Origin of the sequence: Fictibacillus nanhaiensis (genome assembly GCF_019801215.1) — a bacterium.
Lineage (GTDB): Bacteria > Bacillota > Bacilli > Bacillales > Fictibacillaceae > Fictibacillus > Fictibacillus nanhaiensis_C.
Genome location: NZ_JAHVJO010000001.1, coordinates 797,972 through 823,164 on the forward strand (window position 1 = coordinate 797,972; position 25,193 = coordinate 823,164).

Annotated in this window: 18 protein-coding genes and 1 riboswitch; of the genes, 3 read left to right on the forward strand and 15 right to left on the reverse strand. The window is 38.2% G+C overall.

Annotation, left to right across the window (positions count from 1 at the left end):
* The 5 genes from KUV80_RS04170 to gltB all read right to left on the reverse strand — a co-directional run bounded on the left by KUV80_RS04170 (nucleotide 1) and on the right by gltB (nucleotide 8,701).
* A complete protein-coding gene (locus KUV80_RS04170; protein WP_222461408.1) occupies nucleotides 1-582 on the reverse strand; it encodes an ECF transporter S component in 582 nt (193 codons plus the stop codon).
* Entirely contained in the window at nucleotides 575-1,294 is a 720-nt protein-coding gene (gene tenA / locus KUV80_RS04175) for a thiaminase II (RefSeq protein ID WP_222461409.1), read from the reverse strand. Before tenA ends, KUV80_RS04170 begins: the two co-directional genes overlap by 8 nt.
* 91 nt (nucleotides 1,295-1,385) lie before the next feature.
* A riboswitch (TPP riboswitch) is annotated at nucleotides 1,386-1,493 on the reverse strand.
* 113 nt (nucleotides 1,494-1,606) lie between these two features.
* A complete protein-coding gene (locus tag KUV80_RS04180) occupies nucleotides 1,607-2,536 on the reverse strand; it encodes a manganese-dependent inorganic pyrophosphatase (protein ID WP_222461410.1) in 930 nt (309 codons plus the stop codon).
* A gap of 107 nt (nucleotides 2,537-2,643) precedes the next feature.
* The gene (locus KUV80_RS04185; protein WP_222461411.1) at nucleotides 2,644-4,125 is read right to left on the reverse strand and encodes a glutamate synthase subunit beta; all 1,482 of its coding nucleotides are present in this window, start codon (nucleotides 4,123-4,125) and stop codon (nucleotides 2,644-2,646) included.
* 22 nt (nucleotides 4,126-4,147) lie between these two features.
* On the reverse strand, nucleotides 4,148-8,701 hold the full coding sequence (gene gltB / locus KUV80_RS04190) for a glutamate synthase large subunit (protein WP_222461412.1): 4,554 nt from the start codon (nucleotides 8,699-8,701) through the stop codon (nucleotides 4,148-4,150).
* 137 nt (nucleotides 8,702-8,838) lie between these two features.
* Between gltB and KUV80_RS04195 the strand changes: the two genes are divergently transcribed.
* Nucleotides 8,839-9,741 carry a LysR family transcriptional regulator gene (locus tag KUV80_RS04195; protein ID WP_222461413.1) on the forward strand — a complete coding sequence of 301 codons (903 nt, stop codon included), beginning with the start codon at nucleotides 8,839-8,841 and terminating at the stop codon, nucleotides 9,739-9,741.
* A gap of 58 nt (nucleotides 9,742-9,799) precedes the next feature.
* Here KUV80_RS04195 and KUV80_RS04200 read toward each other — a convergent pair whose 3' ends face one another.
* The 3 genes from KUV80_RS04200 to KUV80_RS04210 all read right to left on the reverse strand — a co-directional run bounded on the left by KUV80_RS04200 (nucleotide 9,800) and on the right by KUV80_RS04210 (nucleotide 12,545).
* Nucleotides 9,800-10,540, reverse strand: a complete 741-nt coding sequence (locus KUV80_RS04200; protein ID WP_222461414.1) for a CBS domain-containing protein — start codon at nucleotides 10,538-10,540, stop codon at nucleotides 9,800-9,802.
* 151 nt (nucleotides 10,541-10,691) lie between these two features.
* Nucleotides 10,692-11,189 (reverse strand): hypothetical protein, encoded by a 498-nt coding sequence (locus tag KUV80_RS04205; protein ID WP_222461415.1) that lies wholly within the window; start codon nucleotides 11,187-11,189, stop codon nucleotides 10,692-10,694.
* 87 nt (nucleotides 11,190-11,276) lie between these two features.
* Nucleotides 11,277-12,545, reverse strand: a complete 1,269-nt coding sequence (locus KUV80_RS04210) for a M24 family metallopeptidase (RefSeq protein WP_222461416.1) — start codon at nucleotides 12,543-12,545, stop codon at nucleotides 11,277-11,279.
* Between the two features lie 108 nt (nucleotides 12,546-12,653).
* Between KUV80_RS04210 and KUV80_RS04215 the strand changes: the two genes are divergently transcribed.
* Nucleotides 12,654-14,009: an oligosaccharide flippase family protein gene (locus KUV80_RS04215; protein WP_338083464.1), complete on the forward strand. Its 1,356-nt coding sequence runs from the start codon at nucleotides 12,654-12,656 to the stop codon at nucleotides 14,007-14,009.
* A gap of 50 nt (nucleotides 14,010-14,059) precedes the next feature.
* Here KUV80_RS04215 and KUV80_RS04220 read toward each other — a convergent pair whose 3' ends face one another.
* From KUV80_RS04220 to abc-f, 6 genes are all read right to left on the reverse strand, one after another.
* Entirely contained in the window at nucleotides 14,060-14,506 is a 447-nt protein-coding gene (locus tag KUV80_RS04220; RefSeq protein ID WP_222461417.1) for a hypothetical protein, read from the reverse strand.
* Nucleotides 14,507-14,536: 30 nt separating this feature from the next.
* Complete coding sequence (locus tag KUV80_RS04225) at nucleotides 14,537-15,295, reverse strand: TspO/MBR family protein (RefSeq protein ID WP_222461418.1); 759 nt, start codon at nucleotides 15,293-15,295, stop codon at nucleotides 14,537-14,539.
* 100 nt (nucleotides 15,296-15,395) lie between these two features.
* Entirely contained in the window at nucleotides 15,396-17,174 is a 1,779-nt protein-coding gene (locus KUV80_RS04230) for an ABC transporter ATP-binding protein (protein ID WP_222461419.1), read from the reverse strand.
* Nucleotides 17,171-18,910, reverse strand: a complete 1,740-nt coding sequence (locus KUV80_RS04235) for an ABC transporter ATP-binding protein (RefSeq protein ID WP_222461420.1) — start codon at nucleotides 18,908-18,910, stop codon at nucleotides 17,171-17,173. The genes KUV80_RS04230 and KUV80_RS04235 overlap by 4 nt, the downstream gene beginning before the upstream one ends.
* Before the next feature lie 274 nt (nucleotides 18,911-19,184).
* Nucleotides 19,185-20,726 carry an FAD-dependent oxidoreductase gene (locus KUV80_RS04240; protein WP_222461421.1) on the reverse strand — a complete coding sequence of 514 codons (1,542 nt, stop codon included), beginning with the start codon at nucleotides 20,724-20,726 and terminating at the stop codon, nucleotides 19,185-19,187.
* 115 nt (nucleotides 20,727-20,841) lie between these two features.
* The gene (gene abc-f, locus KUV80_RS04245; RefSeq protein WP_222461422.1) at nucleotides 20,842-22,458 is read right to left on the reverse strand and encodes a ribosomal protection-like ABC-F family protein; all 1,617 of its coding nucleotides are present in this window, start codon (nucleotides 22,456-22,458) and stop codon (nucleotides 20,842-20,844) included.
* A 415-nt stretch (nucleotides 22,459-22,873) separates the two neighbouring features.
* On the opposite strand from abc-f, the gene cbpA reads away from it, so the two are divergent.
* Nucleotides 22,874-23,521 (forward strand): cyclic di-AMP binding protein CbpA, encoded by a 648-nt coding sequence (gene cbpA, locus KUV80_RS04250; RefSeq protein WP_222461423.1) that lies wholly within the window; start codon nucleotides 22,874-22,876, stop codon nucleotides 23,519-23,521.
* A 56-nt stretch (nucleotides 23,522-23,577) separates the two neighbouring features.
* Here cbpA and katA read toward each other — a convergent pair whose 3' ends face one another.
* On the reverse strand, nucleotides 23,578-25,038 hold the full coding sequence (katA, locus tag KUV80_RS04255) for a catalase KatA (protein WP_222461424.1): 1,461 nt from the start codon (nucleotides 25,036-25,038) through the stop codon (nucleotides 23,578-23,580).
* Nucleotides 25,039-25,193: the final 155 nt, after the last annotated feature.

Below are 25,193 nucleotides of genomic sequence, written 5' to 3' on the forward strand. Positions count from 1 at the left end.
TTATTGATTTAATGCATCGAAATCATCTTTAGATCCTGGACGTAATAAGCTTGTAACGCCGGTTCTTTCAAGTGCTTTATTAATCATAATGGCTAAAACACCCGTGAACAGTATCGCGCCTATAAATCTGAATCCTATATAAAGTGCTAGGTTCCATGTTTCTAGATCTCCGATGTATCCTTTATAAAAATCTAGAATCAATGATCCTATACAAGAGCTTATCCCTGCCAAAGAAATAACCATTAAGTCAGTACGTTTGTATCTGAAAGCCATCAGTATGATTTCTGCAAATACCCCTTGAACGATACCGTATACTAAAACTTCAATTCCAAACTCAGATCCCATTAAAAATTCTCCAGATGAAGCTGCAATTTCAGCGAGTAGAGCTACACCCGGTTTGCGAATGATTAAAAAGGCTACTGTTGCAGCTATAAACCACATTCCATAAATGAGTTGATCAACATGCAGCCCGAAAGGTTTTACTGCGTAATAGAGCGGTCCCCATAACTTATATAGGATTCCAAAGCCAATTGAAACAACAATCGTTACTAATATATCTGTTAACTTTAATCCTTTACGCATTTTGCTTTCCTCTTTCAATTCTTAAGTCATTTGCCACTGTTTTCATGGGTATTGGCCATTTTTCTAAAGTAAAAGCCATTTCCCAAAAGAGGTATTCATATTGACAGCTAAGTAAAAAATGATTCGTCATTCTTCTAAGCTCTTCGTCACTAGCATCTTCAGCCAAAACATCCAGCCTATTTATTTGTTCTTGAACAAGTTGTCCGAACCACTCTCCTCCATAAGCGGCAATCCACTCTCGGTAAATCGGTTCAGCAGGAACAGCTACTTTAAATCTTTGGCCAATTTCATAATAAATCCAATAACATGGAAGGATTGCGCTAATAATCTCTCCTAAACTACCAGATTCGCCGACGCGATATAGATGTGACGTGTAGTTGTACGCAGTAGGAGATGGCATGAAGGCTGATAATTCTTCTTCTGAGATATTTAGCTGTCTAATAAACGTTTCATGAAGTGCTAATTCAGCATCGTTCGTTCCTTGTGCATGTGCAGCCAATCTGGATGTTGTAAATAAATCATGTGCTCTAGCGGCTCCGAGGGCTTGTATTCTTGCAAAATGTGACAAATAGTAAGAATCTTGCAAAACATAGTATTTGAAACATTCAAGAGATAAGTCACCGTTTGCTATACCTTTAACAAAGGGATGCTCTAAATTCGCTTCCCAGATTAGATCTGCTTTCTCCCGTAAAATTTCAGTAAATGCTTTCATGTGAATCCTCCTGTTTTTTGTATTAATCCAACAAAAAAACCACTTTCAACATAGGAAAGTGGTTGTTTGAAAACATATTAAACAGACATCAGTTTTCGTAACACCACTTCCCTACGCTGGTATAATCCAGATCAGGTTCTAAGAGTCTCAAAGTCACACTTCGATCTCAGCCTTATTGAAGGCACCCCTAGCGGTTTTGTTCGATATTGAGTTGGTATCTGCTTTTTATAATAGCAGGCAAAATGAAATTGTCAATTCTTTTATAAATTTCCAGAAAAGAAAAAAGATGGATTACTCCATCTTTTTTAAGTGTTATTTGCTCATTGCTTCTGTTAGTACAGGAACAATTTGTTTTTTTCGTGAAACAACACCTTTTAATAGGGCAGTGTTGTCTTCCAGCTTAACATTGTAAGCATCTTCGACAGATTGTGCTTTTTTTCCAAGTGCTAGTACTGTTGAGTCATTTGTTAAAATGTCAGTGACCACAAACATGAAAAGATCTAAATCCTTTTCATTTATTACTTTTGAGATAGCAGCTTCTAAATCATTTTGATGTGTTAAAACATCACTCGCATCCACTGTGTTAACTTGGGCTACTTCTACTTTGCTTGCACCAATATTAAATTCTTTTGCATCAAGTGAGATCAGTTCTTCTACTGATTTATCACTAAGATCAGCACCTGCTTTTAACATATCAAGACCATATGTTTTTGAATCAACTCCTGCAATTTCAGCGAGTTCACGAGCTGCTTCTACATCTTCATCTGTGCATGTTGGGGATTTAAATAAAAGAGAATCCGAGATGATTGCAGACAGCATCAATCCGGCTATATTCTTTTCGACAGTGATTCCTTTTTCTTTGTACATTTTGTTTAAAATGGTTGCTGTACAACCAACAGGCTCAGCACGATAATATAAAGGATCACTTGTTTCAAAGTTTGCGATTCGGTGGTGATCAATTACCTCAAGAACACGGACTTGATCAATGTCATTAGCACTTTGTTGTCGTTCGTTATGGTCTACTAAAATGACAGATTCTGCTTCATTAGAAACCGTTTCTACCAAACGAGGAAGTTCTGCCTTAAAGTAGTCGAGAGCAAATTGAGTTTCTCCGTTAATCTCGCCAAGTCTTACAGGTTCCACATTTTGCCCTAATTTTGATTTTAAGTCTGCATATACGATCGCAGAAGTAATTGTGTCAGTATCAGGATTTTTATGACCAAAAATGAGTACTTTTTCCATGCTTCTACTCCTTATTTATAAATAAAATATTTTCATCGCCAGCCCTTATTTTATCACATCGTGAAGAGATCTGGCTTTCGGATTTAATTGTAGCATGGAAAAAAGCGTTAAGGCAAAACGGAGCTCCCCATCAAATAGTTGTCAACCTCTCTAGCACATTCACGACCTTCTTGTATCGCCCAAACGATTAAACTTTGTCCGCGTCTCGTATCCCCTGCAGCAAACACTCGATCTATGTTCGTTTTGTAATTACCATGTTCCGCATTTACTTTACGTTCGTGTAGATCCACTCCAAATTTATTCAAAACCGGCTGCTCCGGACCTTCAAAACCAATCGCGATAAATACTAGATCCGCTGGCCATATTTTCTCTGTACCAGGAATTTCTTCAAAAACGATATTTCCATTTTCATCAGATGTTTTTTTCATTTGAATCGTATGAAGTTCTTTTACATTGCCGTAATCATCTGCGACGATCCTCTTCGTTTGTACAGAATACTCTCTAGGGTCTGAACCAAATTGAGCAGTGGCCTCTTCATAGGCATAATCCATCGTAAAAATGTTAGGCTGCTCTGGCCACATGTTAGAAGAGATACGGGCTTTAGGTAATCTTGCATGCTTGCCAAACTGAACAACGCTTTTACACTTTTGACGGAGAGCAGTAGCTACACAGTCAGCCCCTGTATCCCCGCCACCAATGACAATAACGTTCTTTCCTCCTGCGTCAATCATTTGTTCGTTAGAAACATCTGTTCCCAGCAACCGTTTTGTTGATTGAGTCAAGTAAGGCATAGCATAATGAACACCTAGAGACTCTCTGCCTTCTAAGACAAGGTCTCTTTGTTTTTGAGCTCCAGTACATAAAATAACAGAGTCAAACTGTCTCTTTAATTCATCAGCCTCGATATCTTTTCCGATTTCTGTGTTCAAAACAAAATCGATTCCTTCTTGTCTTAAAAGACGGATGCGTCTCATTATAATTTCTTTATCGAGCTTCATATTTGGGATTCCGTAAGTCAGTAACCCGCCAGGACGGTCGTCTCTCTCATAAATCGTTACCGAATGTCCTGCTTGATTTAATTGATCAGCAGCAGCAAGACCGGCAGGACCAGAACCTACGATTGCTACTTTCTTACCCGTCCGGTTTTGTGGAATACGGGGGACGATCCAGCCATTTTCAAAACCTTTATCAATGATTGCTCGTTCAATATTTTTAATCGTTACAGACGGTCCGGCTAGTTCCAAGGTACAAGATCCTTCACAAGGAGCCGGACAAACTCTTCCAGTAAATTCAGGAAAATTGTTCGTTTTTAGAAGACGCTCAAGCGCTTCTTTCCATTTTCCACGGTAAACGAGATCATTCCACTCAGGAATTAGATTATTAATGGGACAACCAGCTGCTGCCCCATTAATCTCAATACCGATATGACAGAAAGGTGTTCCACAATCCATACAACGTGCACTTTGACGTTTAAGGGTTTCGTCTGATTGTGTTTCGGAATACTCATTCCAATCGTTAAGCCGTTTGAGTGGTTTTCTGTCTTTCGTTTCTTCACGTGGAAATTCTAGAAATCCAGTAGGCTTTCCCATTTTCATCTCTCCTTTCGTGCCGTTATTTTAAAATTACTTGCGTTGGACCTGGTCTGCCGGCTTTTCTTTTTGGGGATTTTCTCGCTTCAAACGCACTCATGATTGCTTCGTCATCTGATAATCCCGCTTCCTTTTCATCATTAATCCTCTGTATCATTTCTTTATAATCCTTTGGAATTACTTTAATAAAAAAGGATTGTTCTGCTTTCCAGTTTTTCAAAACAGCAGCGGCCTTTATACTTCTTGTATAAACAAAATGCTTTTCAATAAGTTGTTTAAGAGATTCTGTTTCCTCATAATCACTTAATCTTTCAAGCTCAAGGCCATCATTGTTGCAGAGTCTTTTGAACAGCAATGGTTGATGAGTATGAATATAGGCGGTGCCGCCACTCATTCCGGCAGCAAAGTTCTTTCCAACATCGCCTAAAACGACGACACGCCCACCTGTCATATACTCACAGCCATGATCTCCAATCCCTTCTACAACTATGTTTGCACCACTGTTTCTAACTGCAAATCGTTCTCCAGCTATTCCATTTATGAAAGCTTCACCACTTGTAGCTCCATAAAACGCAACATTTCCAACGATAACATTATCATCTGCCAAGTATTCAGCGGTTTTTGGAGGGGAAACGATTATTTTTCCACCTGAAAGGCCTTTACCTAAATAATCATTGCTATCACCGTTCAAATAAAGGCTCATTCCTTTTGGAATAAATGCACCGAAGCTCTGCCCTGCTGATCCAGAGAAAGTGAGCGTCACTGAGTCTTCAGGCAGCCCTTCTTCTCCGAATCGTTTTGTGATCTCACTGCCAGCAATCGTACCAACTACACGGTTTGTATTCTTTATTGCAAGATCAATCGATACAGATTTATTGGCATCTAAAGCTGGACTTAATATAGGAAGTATTTCTCTTACATCTAATGTTTGATCAATCTTATGATCTTGCGGCGTTTGTTTCGTACGAATTCCTTCAGGCTGGTAAAGAAGCTTAGACAAATCTAAATGTTTCGCTTTCCAATGATTTTTAGCGTGTTCGCCTACTGTTAATACATCAGTACGCCCTACCATCTCATCCATCGTTCTAAAACCTAGCTGTGCCATAATCTCGCGTATCTCTTCCGCAACAAACCTCATATAGTTCACGACATGGTCAGGATCGCCTGTATATTTTTTCCTCAGTTCAGGATTTTGTGTAGCAATCCCTACCGGACAAGTATCTAAATGACAAGCGCGCATCATTACACAGCCTAAAACGATGAGGGGTGCTGTTGCAAAACCGTATTCTTCAGCTCCTAAGAGAGCCGCGAGCACTACGTCTTTACCTGTCATCAATTTCCCGTCGGTTTCTAGCGTCACTCGTTCTCTAAGACCATTCAGCATTAATGTCTGATGTGTTTCAGCAAGTCCAAGCTCCCATGGAAGCCCAGTATGTTTAATACTTGTTTTTGGAGATGCGCCTGTTCCACCATCATACCCGCTAATTACGATCACATCGGCTGCACCCTTTGCAACACCAGCCGCAATGGTTCCCACACCTGATTTTGCTACGAGCTTCACGCTGATTCTTGCATGACGATTTGCGTTTTTTAGATCATGAATCAACTGAGCCATATCTTCTATTGAATATATATCATGATGCGGAGGTGGTGAAATCAGTCCGACTCCTGGTGTTGAGCCTCTTACATCTGCTACCCATGGATATACTTTATTGCCAGGCAGCTGACCACCCTCACCTGGCTTAGCTCCTTGTGCCATCTTAATCTGAAGTTCTTCAGCATTTACCAAGTAATGACTTTTTACCCCGAATCGTCCAGACGCAACTTGCTTAATGCTGCTTCGTCTGTTGTTTCCATTGACATCTGGAGTAAAGCGGTCAGGATCCTCTCCGCCTTCGCCACTGTTGCTCTTACCACCGAGTCGGTTCATGGCAATTGCAAGGGATTCATGGGCTTCTTGACTGAGTGAACCAAATGACATCGCACCTGTTTTAAAGCGTTTAACGATAGAATCAACAGGTTCAACATCCTGAAGTGGAATGCTTTTTTCTTTTTTAAACGTAAATAAATTACGTAAGAAAGTTGTTCGTTCATCATCTGCAAGTTTGGAAAAGGTTTTAAAAAGCGTATAGTCATTCTTGCGGCATGCCCATTGCAACGTATGAATCGTCTTTGGATTAAAGGCATGGTGCTCACCGGAGCTTCTCCATTGAAAATCACTGCCTGGTTCTAGCGTGTCTTCGATGGTTTCTGTAAACCCTTGGTCGTGTCGTAATCGGGCTTCTCTTTCAATCTCTTTTAATGAGATTCCATCTATTTGTGAAGCTGTAGCTGGGAAGAAGCGGTCAATTACGTCTTTACCGATCCCAATAGCTTCAAAGATTTGAGCACCGCGATAACTTTGGACCGTTGAAATTCCCATTTTAGACATAACTTTGACTATGCCGTCTGTTACCCCTTTTTTATATGTCCTTATCGTTTCTTGAAATGATAGCTGGATATGACCGTCTTCAATAGCTTGTTCATAAGTTTTGTACGTTAAATAGGGATGAATGGCATCGGCACCGTACCCAATTAACGCTGCAAAATGGTGCACTTCTCTTACTTCGCCCGAATCAACAATAAGACTTACTTTTGTTCTCATCCCTTTTTGAACGAGATGATGGTGCAATGCACTTACTGCTAGTAGTACAGGAATCGGCGTTTGATCTTTATTCATACTGCGATCAGATAAAATGAGGAGTGACGCGCCTTCTGCGATACTCTTTTCGGCTTCGCTGCACAAAGTAATCAATGCTGAACCCAGATTGTTAGAGAAAATCGTGTTTAATGTTACTGGCTTAAAGTTAGGTATTTCGCTTCCAATGATTTGATTAAATTCATTAGTTGTTAAAACTGGAGAAACTAATTGAATTCTCTCTGCATTCTCTGGACCAGGGTGAAGTAGATTTCCTTCACTGCCTAAAAGTGTCGATGTTGAGGTCACGATTTTTTCACGAATCGCATCTATTGGCGGATTCGTCACCTGGGCAAACAATTGCTTAAAATAGTTAAATAAAGATTGAGGGCGGTCTGATAACACAGCTAAAGGTGTATCATTCCCCATTGATCCTATTGGGTCTTTTCCTTCTGTAATAATGGGCAGCAAGTATTTATGGATATCTTCATACGTAAAACCGAAAGCTTTTTGTCTTTTTCTTATATCCTCAATTTGAACAGCAGGTTCTGTTTGTGAGTCATGTAAACGAAGAATGCCATTCTGCAGCCATTCTTCATAAGGATTCTCGTTAGCCATTTCTGTTTTAATTTCATTGTCAGTAATAATTCGTCCTTCTTCTAGATCAATGAGCAACATGCGGCCAGGACTTAGGCGCTCTTTGTACAAGATGTTCTCCTCAGGAACCTCTATGACCCCTACTTCTGAAGAAAAGATAATATAATCGTCTTTCGTGACGTAATATCTTGCAGGACGTAATCCATTTCTGTCTAAAATTGCACCAATCTGTTTTCCGTCCGTAAATGAGATTGCGGTAGGACCGTCCCACGGCTCCATTAGACAGCTATGATATTCATAAAAAGCACGTCTTTCTTTTTCTAAATGCTGATTTTCATCCCAAGGTTCTGGAATCATCATCATGGCAGTATGTGACGGCTTTCTTCCTGCTAATACAAAAAACTCAAATGCTTGATCTAATATGGAGGAGTCACTGCCATCTGCATCTAGAATGGGAAGTAACTTTTCCATATCCTCACCAAATGCTTCAGAAACAAACTGTTTTTCTCTAGCATTCATCCAGTTCATATTTCCTTGGAGAGTATTGATTTCACCATTATGAATTAAATAGCGGTTCGGATGTGCACGTTCCCATGTCGGAAACGTATTTGTACTAAAACGGGAATGCACTAAAGCGAATGGGGACACAAAATCCTCATCCTGCAGATCTGTATAAAAGGCATCAACTTGTTGAGGTGTCAAAAGCCCCTTGTAAACAATCGTTTGAGAGGAAAGGCTCGTAAAATAAGTTTGCAAACCATTCTCTCTCGCCCAATGTTCAGATTGTTTGCGAATGATAAAAAGTTTGCGTTCAAAATCAAGATTGTTAGTGATGGATGAATTAGAAGCAATGAATACTTGCTTAACGACCGGGCAAGTATCTTGGGCTTTTTTACCGATAGATGCCGTATCAACCGGTACTTCTCTCCATCCTAACAACGTTTGTTTTTCTGTTTTAATAAAGTAGTTAATCTTATTTTCAAGTTTTTGCTGTGCTTCTTTATCATTTGGGAAAAAGACCATTCCAACACCATATTGTCCGTTCCCTGGTAATTCGAAATTCAACACTTTTTTAAAGAATTTGTGTGGTATTTTAGTCATCAAGCCTGCTCCGTCACCTGTTAGAGGATCACTTCCTTGTCCTCCCCGATGATCAAGCTGGCATAGCATATGAAGTCCTTTTTTTACAATCTGATGGGTAGCATGCCCTTTTAGATGAGCGTAAAGACCAATTCCACAAGCGTCATGTTCAAATTGCGGACTATATAACCCTTGAGGTTTTGGTAAATGACTGTAGGTCATCGGTTACTCCCCCTTCACGTTTTAAACTTAATGTTCAAAACTTTCTTTCTTTTAGTTTAAGTTGGATAATTAATCGAAACAATATATAATTTAGATTAAAATGATCTCGAAATGAGAATGATTGGTTGTGATAAGTGATGGAAATTCGACAGTTGCACTATTTTATAGAAGTAGCAGAGCGAGAACATGTATCTGAAGCTGCCCTTGCCCTTCATGTTGCACAATCAGCAGTAAGCCGTCAGATTGCAAATCTTGAAGCCGAATTAGGTGTAGAATTGTTCGAACGAGAAGGAAGAAATATTAAATTATCATCAGTTGGACGTATGTTCTTGTTACATGCTAAAACGGCAATGAAAGCGATCGAACACGCTAAAAAGCAGATCGAAGAATATTTGGATCCTGAGCGAGGTACGATTAAAATCGGGTTTCCTACGAGTCTTGCCAGTCACCTGCTGCCCACAGTTGTATCTGCTTTTAAAAGAGAGCATCCAAATATTGCGTTTCATCTAAGACAAGGATCTTATCGGTTTTTAACGGAGAGCGTCAAAAGTGGCGATATTGATCTTGCGTTTCTCGGTCCAGTCCCTACAAATGATCCTGATCTTGAAGGTCATATTTTGTTTACAGAAAAAATATCCGCTTTATTGCCTGATCAGCACCCTTTATCTGAAAAAAGAAGCCTTTTATTAAGCGATTTAAGAAATGATCATTTCGTACTATTTCCTGATGGGTATATATTACGTGAAGTAGTAGTCAATGCTTGTAAAGAATCTGGCTTCATACCTAAAATCGCTTGTGAAGGTGAGGATCTGGATGCGATAAAAGGCTTAGTTACAGCAGGAATGGGTGTAACACTCTTACCCGATAGTTCCTTTTATGAAACGAAACAGCGCTTTACGGTTAAGATTCCTATCGAAATTCCTGACGTTAAGCGAACCGTTGGCATAATTACACCACGAGGTCGAGATCTTGCACCTGCAGAACAAGTGTTTTATGAGTTTATTATTAATTTCTTTTCTGTATTGGAGCAATATCAATAGAACTGCAATGGCCTCAATGATGTGCTTTCAAAAAAAGACACTTCATTAAAGTGTCTTTTTAAGTATCCAAATCAATTTCAATCAAATCGTATGAGGTTACAATTCCTAGCGGTTTTTCATTTTCGCTCCCATCCAATGTAATGATGATGGCTTCTAGTTTTTTTCCTTCTTTATGGAACGATTCAAAGATTTGTTCTGCCTTAAAGATACTAGAAGTTTTTGAGATGAAAGCAACCAGTTGTTTTTCCTTCTTGTTCGCGATATCAGATATTTTTGCATTGTTTAAATCAATTACTTGATCCGCAAGACGGTCTGTCAGCCAGTTCAGGATATATGTGGCTGTTAGCAACCAAAGGAATTCACCTTTATCATTATAAATGGGAAATCGAGAGTAAGAGGTTTCACGGATACAACTTAACACATCTGCTAAACAATCATCTTCTTTAAAATGGTGTACTTCCTTAGTAGCGATACTAAGAGCTGTTTCTGGTTTCATAAAATAAGCGGATATCTTCTCAATACGTTCTACAATTTCTAAATGAGGCTCAGCAATATAAAAATCATAGTCCACTTTTTCATGAACAATTGCATTTCTCAATTTGGCGAACTGACAAAGCTCATTATAAAAAGACCTGATAAGGGAATGCTTTTTCATCCCAACTTCAACTAAATTTTTAAACCGGTCATCATTTGTATCTTTTACTTTATCAATGAGACATTTGTGAATCTGATTAAATGCAATTTCAAACCGTTCTGATAAACTGTTTTCCTTATTGGTCTTTAAATGAGTCACAGTCATGCATTATCTCTCCTTGTTCATTCAATACACCTTATCTACCCAATAATAGAGAGCGTATAAACAAAAAAGTGAGCCAAAGTTCATATGTTAATTTTAAAACGCATTTTTGCCCGTAAAAAAAGACGCGTATCTATGACACACATCTTCTTGTTTAATAATCTTTCCATTCAATTTTTCCGCACTTGTTTTCTGAATCCAATTCGATATCAAAATCATGTTTTTCATAAAAATGAATAAGACGTTCCACATGATCCCAGTCTCTTTGTGCAATATCACCTTTAATGACAGGCACATTATTATCTGAAGCGATTTCCTTTAAATAATGCATACAAATGGTTCCATATCCCTTATTAGCAGGACCTTTAATATCACCGATATGAAGTGTTTGATCATTTTCATAAACAGCATCGATGGCAAAATCCCATCCCTCATATCTGGTTTCACAGTCATGTAACATGACTTTACATTGATCTAGTTCTTCAGATTTGTACACGATAACGAGGTTGTCTTCTTTTGTTTGATCGACTCCGATTACATCATAGTTTTTTGCTATATGTCTCATATCATTTTGTAAGCGGAGGATTTGAAATTCTAGTTCTTCTCTATCGAGCTTTTTTTCGTTTTCGTTTTCAATTCCTAGTAATAACAATGACCTTCCCCTCCCTTAATAAATTCTCTTAGAAACACACAGTTTCCCATTTTACTAAAGGATTGAGAAGATTTCAAATGGCAAATCCTACTTTTTATTTTCAATCAAGAAAAATTCTGTTTGTCTGTTTGTTAAATATTGCATTTTATTCTCCCTAAAACAGATCGATTCTTCAAGATAGATAGGGATATCTTGATTCCATTCAGGTATATAATGTCTGATGTTAAACTCCAAAGCGTAACACGTATTATTTTGAACCGGTAGCTCACCGCGAACTGGAAGGGGTTCTTGTTTATCATATAACCCAATTAATGGACCAGCAGCATGACAATGATTTCCTATTGGATGGGAGTAAAGCATAGCTTTTATCCCCTCACTCTTTGCTTTGCTCATTACTTTTGTGAAAATCTCATTACCAGTCATACCATGATTACAAGTGTAAAAAAAGATATCTTCAAAAAGATTTGCTGTATTCAGTGCGTCAGCTAAACCAACAGGTACTTCTTTTTCTTCAGAATGTAAAACATAAGCAAGCTGCTGAGTATCTGTACAAAGACCTAAATATTCTATGCCAAAATCAAGGTGTACAATATCTCCAGGTAAAATGGTTCCTTCCAAGCGATCGGACAATGCCCCTTTCCTCTGAATATCTACAGTTGGATAAAAGGATGTTTTCAAGCCTAGATCTAAAACATATTGCCTCACCCAATCGACAACATCTTGAGTTGTTGTTACATATGGCGAAATAACCTCATTTGAGAACGCTCGTTTTACAATTTCTCTCGTGATAGCAGCTAATTCCTTATAAGTATCTAGTTCTGATTCTGTACGCAGCTGCAGCCAATCCAGTGCAAGTTCTTGAGATGAAATTAGCTTTGAGGAATGTTTTTCGCCAATCGAATCAACTAATTCCCTATAATATGAATGACTTAGACCATCACAAAATGCAAAATGAGCGGATTTATTGATACCAATTGTTTGTGGATGATACGTATTGATTAGATTTCTTAATGTATCAAAGGGACTGTCTCCATTTAAATTCTCGTAACACGTATAAAAAGGTTCAAATTGCTTATTGGGGTGGATTACAAACCTGTTTAATTGATCATCTTCACCTTTAACAAAAGCGAAAATTGTAATTCTTCTAGAACTATCAATGACTGAAGGTAACAAAGTATAACTGATTGGATCTTCGTTATATTCTCTTCCCACAATTATCCACATGTCCATGTTGTATTTGTTCATAAGAGCTGGCAGTAAATGGTGAAGTCTATTCAGAAGCCACTCATCTGAAATTCTTTCTCTTTCTTTTAAGGTCTTTATCAATAATGGGTGATTATCTGCATAAATGGTCATAAATAATGTTCGTCCTCTCTTTCATCGTTATCTTATTCTTCTCTTTTTTTGTAAGAAGTCCTTTCAGGTCTTGTTTGTTTCATCATCGCATATGAATAGGAGGACAAAGTGTACAAGGAGATGCAGCATGAAATGAAAATCTTTTTTCGAGGAGTATTGTTGCTAGCGGTTGCTGCCCTCGTGGGTGAAAGTTTGGAATTCATCGTAAATATGATTTTAGCAAGAGAATTAGGAGAACTTGGTTTAGGACATTATATGTCGATTTTTCCAACCGTCATTTTAATTATTATTATCGCTAGCCTGGAGCTTCCGATTTCCATCTCAAAATTTGTAGCAGAAAAAGAGGAAAACCAACATTATAGCATGTTAAAGCATGCAACAAAATTAACCATAATCATGACGTTTGCCATGATTATTATTGCCGTATTCGTACTCCCATTTGTCCCTGTATTCAACAGCTACCACCCTCTTATAAGATGGTTAATGGTCGTATTGATCCCGCTTATTTCTTTAACCTCTATCGCACGAGGTTTTTTTATGGGAAAACAGCAGATGGGGAAACTCGCTTTTTCAAATCTATTTCGTAAGATGGCACAATTAATTTTATTAATAGGCATCTATCAAATGTTTTCATTTGATAATGAAACAGCAATCCTCGTGGCTTTAGCAACGTTTGTTGGAAGTGAACTCATCGTATTTGTCTATCTATTTACAGCCTATTTGATTCAATACCGCAAAATGAAGTCTGCATCATCTAATCAATTTTTGAGTGCAGGTGAAGTCACGAAGAGCTTACTTGCTGTAACGATTCCAACTACTGGTTTACGCCTATTTCATGCTGTGACAAATGCTGTTCAGCCATTCCTAATAAAATATTCCCTTTCCTTTACAGGGCTATCAAGTATTGCAGCCACAGAGCAATTTGGACTGCTTGCTGGTGTGGCAATTTCTATCGGGTTTTTCCCGGCCTTTATTGCTCATTCATTATTAATCGTTTTAATTCCTACCGTCTCAGAAGCGACAGCGAAAAAAAATAGAGGAAAGTTAAAAAAGCTACTTGTAAGAGTAATGGGAGTTACAGCAGCTTATGGATTCCCTGCTGTGATCGTTTTTTTGATTTTTTCGGAGCATCTCACTATGAGGTTCTTTCACTCAGCTTCAGCTGCAACGTACCTAGAGCTTTTATGGCCTAGTTTTTTGTTCACCTTTTTTTTAATCCCGCTTCAGGCCTATTTAATTGGATTAGGATTAATCACTACTGCCTTTTTCCAATCAGTTTGGGCAACGGTTATCTCTTTTTCTCTTATGTATATTCTCGGGTCACAGCCATCATTGGGTATGCATGGTATTATCATTGGAATGAACGCAGGCTCGGTTCTGTTAATGCTTTTGCATTATTTTTCAGTATGTAAAGCGATCGGAATTACGGCTTGGTTGAGAACAAAAAACACATATAAGGATTAAAAAGGCATCTATGTAAGGGTAGCCCCCTTATACAGATGCCAAAGTTTCATTCAAGATATAATGTGCTGAGTTTGAGAAAGAACGGCTCGATAATTATATTTACCGTTTTCATGTTCATGTTTTATAAATTGCCATTGAGTGGGTACACGTGAACGCAGGAATTCCAGCTGATCGTTTTTCAGTTCAAGGTTAATACCTGATTCATTTAATTGAAAGTCTTGGTTTTCAATAAATGCGAAGCGGGTTTGTAACAAGTTTTGTAAACCTCTAACGGTAATAAACTTAAACGAATACCCATTTTGAATTGCATCGACAATTGATTCCCAGTTGTTCTCTGCGAATTGAAATAAGTTTCTCCAGCTCGTCTCTTCTTTCCCGATGTGTTTTAAGGATTCTAAATCTTTTTTTAAAAGAACCTCCACCAATTTGTCTCCAGCTACTCCACCTGAAATAGCTGCTTCCAATAATAATCCTGTTGGCATGGATAATTTAGTCATTTCTTATCTCCCCACATTCTTCAATTAAAATTATGTCCTCATCGGCTGCAAAATGTTTTTGCGTTTTGAACCTCTCCAAATAATAAACAACAAAAGGAATGCAGCAAGTGAAAAGCTGGTGTTTGCAAGTATATCCATGCTATTCATATGTCTAATACCTATCCCGACTAATGCCCAAACGAAAACAAGAGGATAAGCTAAGTCATCATTTTTTACGGTGAATAGTAGTGAGATGATAACTGCAACAATTAGCATAATGAATGTCCATGTCTCTGATGATAATCCAAAACCGTCCCAGCCTGAATAGTTCAGTACAACTGCCGTGTTAACAATTGTTGCGACAGATACCCATCCTAAATATATCGAAAATGGTATTCTAACAAACCAAGGATGAAGGTCTTTGCCCTGAAGTTTGGTATAAATGACAATTAGCGAAATCAATAAACCAATCATTACAATCAATGATAAATAAAGCTTTTCATAATGCCATACAAAAATCCATATTATATTCAACATGCAATTGACTACAAACCAATAACCTAATTTTTGAAACATGGGATTATGGATATGCCTCGGGGATGCTTGATAGATCACCCAAATCACTAACATCGTATAGATAAGTCCCCATATTGAAAACGCATATCCTGCTGGTGTGATGAGGACGTTATACTTGGCTGATAATTCACCTGTTGTATTTCCGTTCAGGGGTAAAGCATTGGCTAGATAATTAACAAATATTACAGCAGCTAATGAAAGGATATTCAAATAAGGTCTCGTTTTTTCTACCATTAAAAATACCTCCTTTTTGGACATCTTGTATCATATATACCCAATTTTAGAGATTAATTATGAGAAAAGGCAATCCTAAGTGGACTGCCTTCTTTGTGAGTTAATTACTGAAAGCTTGAGTTCCGATTTCTGCTTCGCGCTTAAACAATCGGCTGTATACTCCGTTTTCAGATGCTAAAAGCACTTCATGGCTTCCTTGCTCAATCATTCTTCCATTTTCAATAACGATTATTCGATTGGCTGCTAAAACAGTTGATAATCGATGAGAGATGATAAAAACCGTTTGTTGAGACTTACGTTTGTTAATGGCTTCGTTCACTTGAACTTCTGTAATCGGATCGAGTGCAGAACTTGCCTCATCTAAAACAAGGATCGAAGCATCTTTAACAAGAGCTCTAGCTAAGGATAACCTTTGCTTTTGGCCACCAGACAACAGGCTTCCTCTTTCACCTACAAGTGTGTTTAGTCCATCTGGAAGCGTTTGAATAAACTCACCTAAGCCACTATCATAAATCGCGCTTATCAAATCTTCATCAGTAGCCTCAGGTTTGGCGATTCGTAAATTATCTGCAAGCGAGCCATTACGAAGCTGAACATCCTGAGATACGATAGCAATTTGTGAACGCAGCCACCCTGCATCAATGGTTGAAATGTCGTTTCCATCTATGTAGATGGATCCCTGTTCTGGTTCATAAAGACGAAGTAAAAGATCGACAATTGTAGACTTTCCAGATCCGCTAGGACCTACTAATGCAATAGCTTCACCAGGTTTAACTGAAAATGACAATCCTTTTAAAACTTGTTCCTCTTTTTCGGGATATGTGAAGACCACATCACGGAATTCAATAGATCCCTCTACTGTGGGTAATACCATGCCCTTTTCAGTTTCTGCTGTAGATGTTTTCTCACGTAACAGAATTTCTGAACGATCAAGTGCAGGTCCTGTTCTTCTGACAGAAAGCCAATTTCGAAGCATGCGCTGCATTTCATTCGCGGCTATTGCAACAAGGCCTGCTGCGGTAAGCATCTCTCCAGTTGTTAAATGGTTATTCCATATTAAATACGCACTTAAACCGTACACAACAGCTAAAGCAAGACCATTGTAGCTGCCAATTACAACAATAGACTGCATACGAGCTTTTAGTTCGTAACGTGATTCTTTAATGAACGATTTTCTTATTTCAGCAACGCTTGATACTTCTCCTTCAGAAACGCCGAGAACCCTGGATAGGTGGATGCCAGTCACTGACTCGCGGAGTCTTTCTAAGTACCGAGATGCTTCTTTTCTTGCATTAGCAGAGGCTTGACGTGTTCTTTGGCCGACTGCATTTGATGTTACGTAAAAAATAATACCTAATACAACACTTGTAATCATTAAGTATGGATGGATCCAAAGTAAAACGATACTATATAAGATGACGCCCTGAACAGATGCCATAAATGTAGAACCTTCCCACGCAAGGAAGTTATGTAATGTATCCGGATCATCCGATACCCTCGCCATCATTTCACCAGACTGATTATTTTGGTAAAACGAGAATGGCAATAGTTGAAGATGTTTAAATAACCGTAGTTTTTGCCAGTTGGTCACCGTTTTGGCGACTTGATGACAAAAATATTCATCGATTACCATTAAAATTAAATCCGCAATACCGGCAAATATGAGCAACCACATTAATCCCCAGAGAAGCTTGTTGGATTCACCGGGAAGAATCGTATCGACTAACCAGCCAATCGCAAGAGTGGGAATTAACGCAGAGAACACCTGGCTGATGGCGATAACGAATGCATCAGCGAAAACCCAATTCTTATGTGGTTTTAAAAAGGCAAGAACGCGTCTGCCGTCACGGTTTTTATGCTTAGCTGCAAGTTGGCTCATATCGCTCTCTCCTTTTCCAATTCACTGTATTGCGCCATATATAGTTCGAAATAACGTCCTTTACGGGCAAGAAGTTCCTCGTGTGTTCCTTCTTCTGCAACGATTCCTTTATCTAGAAGCAATATTTTATCAGCATCTCTTACCGTGATGAGTCTATGAGCAATCGTAATGGTGGTGCGTCCAGGTATGAGAGTTTCCAGGGCAGCCTGAACACGTTCTTCTGTTTCGCCATCAAGTGAAGACGTAGCTTCATCAAAGATTAAGAGAGCTGGATGGCGTAGAATGGCTCTTGCAAGAGCGACTCGTTGTCTTTGACCTCCTGACAATTTTAAGCCTCTCTCACCTACAATCGTTTCATAACCATCTGGCAACGCTTCAATAAATTCTGTCAGTCCTGAAGCGGCACAAGCTGCATCTAAGTCTTCTTGAGAGGCATCTTTTCTTCCATATAAGAGATTCATACGAAGCGTATTATTTAATAGGAAGGTTTCCTGCGAAACGACACCAACCTGTTGACGAAAAGAATTGCGGTTATAAGCAAACAAATTTTGCTGATCGACCTCAATCGATCCTGCTTCAGGTTCATATAGTCCAATAAGTAATTGGATGAGAGTAGACTTTCCGCCTCCACTCGTACCGACAATCCCGATATGCTCTCCAGCTTTCATGTTCAGGGAAACTCCTTTAAGAACATACTCTTCATTACGAGGATAGCGGAACCATAGATTCTGAACATCAATATCTCCTCGAATAGGTCTCATTACAGGTAGATCCTCTTCATGTTCAACAGGTAAATCAAAGTATTCATAGATTCGTTGAAGAGCAGGAATGGCCTGCTGAATAATTAAAGCATTCTCTGCAAGGGAACGGATGGGATAAAACATGGTTGGAATGAATCCTAGACAAGCAACCAACGTTCCTACTGAGATTGTATTGTTCCAAACAGCGATTCCGCCAACGAGCATCACCACACCAGGTGTTGCAATGTTAAACATGTTTCCTAGACGCCAGTTTACTTTACCGATAAGTGCCGCCCGGATTGAATAATTCTTCCACGACGTTAACTTTGCATCCTGTGTATGTATTTCCCTCTCTTGTGTTTGAAAGGTACGTACGAGTCTCGTTGATTCAATGCTCTCTTGAAGATGATGATAGATATCAGCACGCATGTCACGCTGAACAGCACTCATCTTTCTCATCGTATGTCCAAGTTTAAAAGAAGGATACAAATAAATGGCAAACACAACAAACATGACGATTGCGACTGGCCAGTATAAAGCAAACACAGCAATAAAAGCAGCTACTGCACTTACAACTTGTTGGATAAAACGAGGAACGACTGTGTTATTCAAATTCTGAACAGCTTCCACATCATGTGTAAGCCTATATAACATATCTCCCCGAGGGGTTGTTGTGAAGAATGACATCGGTGTCCTGTGCAGTCTTCCAAAAGCTCTCATCTGCATATCTGTAATAACATCCAGACCGATTTGAACTTGAATAAATTCTTGCAGTGATTCAAAGACAATTTTAAATAGAAAGGCAAAAAGTACTCCTGCTACCAGCCATCCGATCATCTCTGTCATCTTATTTGGAAGTATTTCGTCTACTAACTTTCCGGCTAAAATGGGTGGTATTACCGTAAATGCTCCTCCGACTAAAGAGCAAGCAAAAGCTAGCAGCAAGCCTTTCCAATATGGCTTAAAGTGCTTAAGTGTTTCTGTTAAAAGCTTCATTTTTTGTTCCCCCTCTCACGCCTAAGCACTTTATTTTAAACCATTTTCTAAAAATTATCATTATTTTTACTTGTTATTTTTTTCAAAATAAGAAAAAATTATCAAATGGAAAGGCTGTTTCATAAGGACAGAACTAAATTGACCACAACCATATAAAAATAGTAAATAAAAAAGAAGCTTATTCAATGATAAGCTTCTTAATTACCCTATATAAATGTCTTATGTGCATGATTAGCGGCTTAGTCAACCCATTTTAGTATCCCTACAACTTAGTTTATGGGTTCATTTTTTTTAGCGGTTGTGTAGCTGGTCCCTCTATAACGCTGCCATCAAACGTAAATCGGGAACCGTGACATGGGCAATCCCAAGTTCTGTCACCGCTGTTCCATTCCACTTCACATCCTAAATGGGTACAAGTTGTATCAATTACATGCAGTTCACCGTTATTATCACGGTAGCCTCCACAGCGTTCTCCATTAACTGTAACAGCTCCACCTTCATCTTTCTTTAAACTGCGTGGATTCTTAGATGGTTTGTCTAATTTTCCAGAGACAAAATGCTTCGCAACATCTGAGTTTTCTTTTACAAATTGTTTAATATCAGATGGATCTGCTTGAAAACGTTGAGGTTTATACAAATCCGCATATTCATTTTCACGATTTAGGATATGATCTTTAATAATATGGGCAGCAAGTGTTCCAGTTGTCATTCCCCATTTTCGGAACCCTGTCGCAACAAAAATATGGTCGTGTTTATGTGTTAGCTTTCCAATGAAAGGAACTTTGTCTAATGTAATAAGGTCTTGCGCAGACCAACGGTACATGACTCTGTCAACATTCAGCGATTTTTTTGCTTCTTTTAATAATGCTTCATAATGTTGATGGGTTGGAATTCCCTGTCCTGTTTGATGACTTTCTCCTCCAACAAGTACGATTTTCTCTCCATCTTGAAGTATGGATCTGTAAGATCGAACCGTTTCATCTACACATAAATACATGCCTTCAGGAAATGTATCGTTTGTTTTAACCGCTATGACATAAGAACGTTCAGCCATCATTCTTGTAAAATAAAAGCCAAGCCCGTCAAAAAACGGAAAATGGGTACAGCATGCTACATTGTTCGCTGTTACTTCATGTCCTTCGCTGGTTATTACAACGGCTTTCTTGTCACTTTTATCTTCTTGAATATCAGTAGCTGTTGTATTTTCATAGATTTTAACACCGAGATTATCCAGCTCTTTTAACAATGCTATTAAATATTTAACAGGATGGAAATGAGCTTGTTTTCTCATGACAAGTCCTTTTTTGTGAGAGATAGTAAATGGCAGTTTATCTAATAATTCGCCATTAATCTCTAATTGTTCATATGCCTGTGCTTCCTTTTCAAGTTTTTTTATTCCTTGCTCAGTACTTGCATACAAATAAGCGTCATGAGGTTCATAGTTACAATGAATGTGATGTTGTTGAACAATATCATGAATAAATTGCCCTGCTTCTTCATTAGACCGATAGTATTGTTTGGCTCGTTCTAATCCTAAATGTGAAATAAGGCGATCATAAATCACGCCATGTTGAGAGGTTATCTTTGCTGTCGTATGACCTGTAGTACCGTTTATCACTTTTCCAGCTTCTATTAACGTGACTTGCATCCCCTCTTTGGCAAGTAAATAAGCTGTCGTGATTCCGGTTATACCTGCACCTACAACAACTGCATCTGTTTTTTCATTTCCATTTAGAGAAGGATATTTTGGCAAGTCAATATTTTTTCTCCACAGTGGTTCTGGGAATCGTGGTAAATCATGTTCAGGATTATTCACAGAGTACCTCCTATTAATTAACAGTTATATAAAAGTCAGTATTACCCGGATAATCACTGACCAATCAAACAAAGTAAAAAAACAGGCTGAAAAAACAGCCTGTTCTCTATTTTAATTATCTGTTCTTTTTTTCAACCGCATAATTGTAGTTTCCAGAATAGCTTTCTAATTTGCCTGATTCTAACCAGATAGTGCGCTCAAAAAGCTTATTCATAAAATACCGGTCATGTGTAACGGCCAATATCGTACCTTCAAATTCTTCTAATGCAAGTTCTAAAGCTTCACGTGAATCAATGTCTAAATGATTGGTAGGTTCATCAAGTATTAGAAAATTAAATCCTTCATATACCAGTTGCGCGAGCCGTAAACGTGTACGTTCTCCACCGCTAAGTTCTGACGCTTTCTTATAAACAGAAGGACCATAGAATAAAAACTTTGCCAAATGATTTCTGGCTTCACCGTCTTCCATCTGTACTCTTTCTTTAAAGATATCAAGAACAGTTAGCTTTGGATCGGCCTCAAGTCCTTTTTGAGATAAATACCCAACGGAAACGGAGGGGCCAAGGTTAATATTTCCGCTCTCATAAGTTTTATTTTGAATGATAGTGATAAGAGTCGATTTTCCAGATCCATTCTTTCCAACAAGTGCAATCTTTTCGCCGTATCTTACCTGCAGATCAATGTTGTCTAAAATTAATCGGTCTTCTATTGATTTCCTGACTTTTTCAAAAACAACAACGTCCTGGCCGCTTCTTTTATTAATAGTAAACTCAAATGCGGCCTTTTTCCGTTCAAGCTGCGGTCGTTTCATATTTTGGATGCGAAATAGAGCCTTTTCCATATTCCGTGCCCTTCTAAAGAATTTTTCATTTCCAGAACGTGCGCCCCATTCTCTTAATTGTTTGATGGATTCCTTAATTTTACGAACTTTCTTTTGTTGTTCCTGATACTTCTCAAATTCCAATAATAGATTATTTTCTTTTTCTTTTACAAATAAAGAGTAAGGACAATTATAGGCAGTACATTCCCCATCTTCAATTTCTATGGTTTTAGTTGTGACCTTGTCTAAAAAATAGCGATCATGACTAACAACTAAAACAGCGCCTTTATATTTCTGTAAGTAATTCTCCAGCCAATTCATCGTGTCAATGTCCAAATGGTTTGTCGGTTCATCCAACAAAAGCAGTTCAGGCTCTTTTAGTAATAAGCAGGCTAATCCAACTTTTGTTTGTTCGCCCCCACTAATGTGCGAAAAAGGTTGATTAGAGAGATGAGAAATACCCAATCCAGCCAAAACCCCATTAATTTTAGATTCTATAGAATAACCATTCAAATCTTCATAGGATTCTTGTAGCTTATATAATTTATTTAAGTTCTTTTCGAGACGATGGGATTGGGATGGGTCACTGATTAAGAGATTTATCTCTTGTATGTTCCTCTCGATTTCTTTAATTTCTTTAAAGGTTGAAGATATGACTTCATACACACTTTTTTGATCGTCTTCTTGGGCCAGCTGAGCCAGATATCCAACTTCAGCTTCTTTTTTTATAAATATCGAACCGGAGTCGACGTGCTCTATACCACTCAACAACTTGAACAGAGTTGATTTGCCGCTCCCGTTCCTGCCCACTATACCTACTCGGTCTTGTTCATGTATTTCTAATGATATATTTTTTAAAATTTCATTTCCGCCGTACATTTTTTTTGCATGTTGAACAGTGCATAGTATCATTGTAATTATCTCCTTTAATTTGTAAGATCACTGTTCCTTTTTCATAGAAAAACCCATGAGCAAAAGTACCTGCCCATGGGTTTAACGGTAAACAGAAAAAAGGAAAGGGTAAGGTTACTTATCGATGTACAATATTTGAAAAGCTAGAATTAGACAGACTCCACCAATTACGAGATAATACGTAAGTAATCGAACGGAAAACGACTAACCAGCTAAATATTTGTACACCTTCAAGCATTCCTTACACCTCCTTTAACATGACGAATTCAGTAATTTCTAATTTAATTATATGACAGAAAATTCAGTTCTGCAAACCAGGAAAAAAGTTGGAGTAAATGCAGTGAAAAAGCAGGTATTTTGTATTTTTTGTCGAAATAGTTTTAAATATTTTAAAATTCTGAAAAGGGTGTGTCCTATGAAAGTAAAATCTAATTATCTCAGTAAATCTAAAGTAACGTATGTCACAGAAAATATGTCAATAAGTGAAGCCCGATTTACGATCATTCAATCTGGGTATCGCTGTATCCCTGTTCTTGATGAAAAAGAGGAAAAGTTTGTAGGACTGCTGTTTAAGGAGACTACCTCTGACTATATCATCGACAATGTAGGTTCAGTTCAAGATAAAGTGAGCAGAGTAATTGAAGAAAAAGATGCATTTATTCATGAGAATACTGCCTATTTCAAAGTGTTGTTTACCATTCGCAGACTGCCATTTATGGCTGTTGTGGACGATAATCACAATTTCTTGGGCATTATTACACATTCTAAAGTAATGGATATTTTAGAAGATTCATATGGAATTAAAAAAGGTGGATATTCTCTAACGGTCTCTACTACAGAAGGCAAAGGATCCTTACGCAAACTGTTCACAGCAATTCATGAAGATTACAATATTGAAGGTGTTTTTACACAAGATGCTGGGAAACAATTCTTGCGTCGAGTCGTTATCACATTCAATGAGTGTGTCTCACGTAAAGAAATTGATGAATTGGTTCATCGAATTGAGGCAAATGGATTTAAAGTAGCAGATATCGAGGACTTACGAACTTTCGCGAGTGTTTAAAACGATAAATAAGAAAAACGTTCCCAAGCTTTATGGGAACGTATTTTTTTGATAGATTATTTTACTTCCTGTGTAATAGATAATCCAAGTCCTTTTGCCACACGCATACCATAGTCTGGATCCGCTTTATAGAAGTGTTGAATTTGTCGTAATTTAATCTCGTCACTTTCAACTGGACTCATTGCACCTACTATTGTTTCTACAAGTCTATGTCGTTCTTCTTCACTTAACAGACGATATAAATCTCCGGGCTGAGTATAGTGGTCGTGATGATCATATCCAACACTGTCTGCAATACCTGTAACTGGATATGCAGCTTGTTTGTTTTCAGGGGATTCTACAGGTCCACTATAGCTATTTGGCTCATAATAGACAGAGCTCCCTCCGTTATTGTCAAATCGCATCTGGCCATCGCGCTGATAGTTGTTCACTTCTTTTTTTGGACGATTAATAGGAAGTGCTTGGTGATTTGCACCTACTCTGTACCGATGTGCATCATGATAGGCGAAAAGTCGTCCTTGAAGCATTTTGTCCGGAGATACATCAATTCCTGGAACTAATGTACCTGGAGAAAAAGTGGCTTGCTCAACCTCTGCAAAATAATTTTCAGGGTTTTTGTTTAAAACCATGCGTCCTACTTCAATTAGTGGATAATCTTTTTGTGACCACACTTTTGTAACATCAAATGGATCGAAACGGTAAGTATCTGCGTCCTCTAAAGGCATGATTTGTACATATACTTTCCAGGCTGGAAAATCACCCTTCTCGATCGCATTAAAAAGATCCTCAGTATGATAATCAGGGTTCTCTCCTGCTAGTTTAGCAGCAACCTCATTTGATAGATTTTTCACACCTTGCTCTGTTTTGAAGTGGTACTTTATCCATACTCCATCACCTTCAGCATTTATCCATTTAAAGGTATGGCTGCCGAATCCATGCATATGACGGAATGTTGCTGGTATTCCACGGTCGGACATAAGTATGCTTACTTGATGAAGTGATTCTGGTGATAACGACCAAAAATCCCATATAGCATTTGGATTTTTCAAATGAGTTTGAGGATGGCGTTTTTGTGTATGAATAAAGTCGGGAAACTTTATAGCATCACGAATAAAGAAAACGGGCGTATTGTTTCCGACTAAATCGTAGTTCCCTTCTTCTGTATAAAACTTAACAGCAAATCCACGCGGATCACGTACCGTATCTGAAGAACCATTTTCACCAGCAACGGTAGAGAATCGAACAAAAAGTGGTGTACGTTTTCCGACCTCTGATAAAAAATCAGCTTTTGTGTACTTCTTAACATCGTTTGTTACTTCGAAATATCCGTGAGCTCCAGCTCCTTTTGCATGAACGACTCTTTCAGGAACTCGTTCTCTGTTAAAATGCGCTAATTTTTCCAAAAGATGAACATCCTGAATTAATGTTGGACCACGTGATCCGGCTGTCATGGAATTCTGGTTATCTCCAACAGGTGCACCCCAGCTTGTTGTAAGATGCTTTTTATCGTTACTCATACAATATCACCTCAAAAGTTTAATGGTTGTACTCACATTATCAATGATATCACTTCTCAATGGATAATCAATACTTTTTTATAATAATTCTAATGTGAAATATGTTTTAATTTGTCGAATATTTAATTAATATTTAGCATTTAATCTTTAAAAAG

Coding starts and splice junctions, on each gene's coding strand:
- KUV80_RS04170 (WP_222461408.1), bottom strand. CDS start 582: ATGCGTAAAGGATTAAAGTTAACAGATATATTAGTAACGATTGTTGTT.
- tenA (WP_222461409.1), bottom strand. CDS start 1,294: ATGAAAGCATTTACTGAAATTTTACGGGAGAAAGCAGATCTAATCTGG.
- KUV80_RS04180 (WP_222461410.1), bottom strand. CDS start 2,536: ATGGAAAAAGTACTCATTTTTGGTCATAAAAATCCTGATACTGACACA.
- KUV80_RS04185 (WP_222461411.1), bottom strand. CDS start 4,125: ATGGGAAAGCCTACTGGATTTCTAGAATTTCCACGTGAAGAAACGAAA.
- gltB (WP_222461412.1), bottom strand. CDS start 8,701: ATGACCTACAGTCATTTACCAAAACCTCAAGGGTTATATAGTCCGCAA.
- KUV80_RS04195 (WP_222461413.1), top strand. CDS start 8,839: ATGGAAATTCGACAGTTGCACTATTTTATAGAAGTAGCAGAGCGAGAA.
- KUV80_RS04200 (WP_222461414.1), bottom strand. CDS start 10,540: ATGACTGTGACTCATTTAAAGACCAATAAGGAAAACAGTTTATCAGAA.
- KUV80_RS04210 (WP_222461416.1), bottom strand. CDS start 12,545: ATGACCATTTATGCAGATAATCACCCATTATTGATAAAGACCTTAAAA.
- KUV80_RS04220 (WP_222461417.1), bottom strand. CDS start 14,506: ATGACTAAATTATCCATGCCAACAGGATTATTATTGGAAGCAGCTATT.
- KUV80_RS04225 (WP_222461418.1), bottom strand. CDS start 15,295: ATGGTAGAAAAAACGAGACCTTATTTGAATATCCTTTCATTAGCTGCT.
- KUV80_RS04230 (WP_222461419.1), bottom strand. CDS start 17,174: ATGAGCCAACTTGCAGCTAAGCATAAAAACCGTGACGGCAGACGCGTT.
- KUV80_RS04235 (WP_222461420.1), bottom strand. CDS start 18,910: ATGAAGCTTTTAACAGAAACACTTAAGCACTTTAAGCCATATTGGAAA.
- abc-f (WP_222461422.1), bottom strand. CDS start 22,458: ATGATACTATGCACTGTTCAACATGCAAAAAAAATGTACGGCGGAAAT.
- cbpA (WP_222461423.1), top strand. CDS start 22,874: ATGAAAGTAAAATCTAATTATCTCAGTAAATCTAAAGTAACGTATGTC.
- katA (WP_222461424.1), bottom strand. CDS start 25,038: ATGAGTAACGATAAAAAGCATCTTACAACAAGCTGGGGTGCACCTGTT.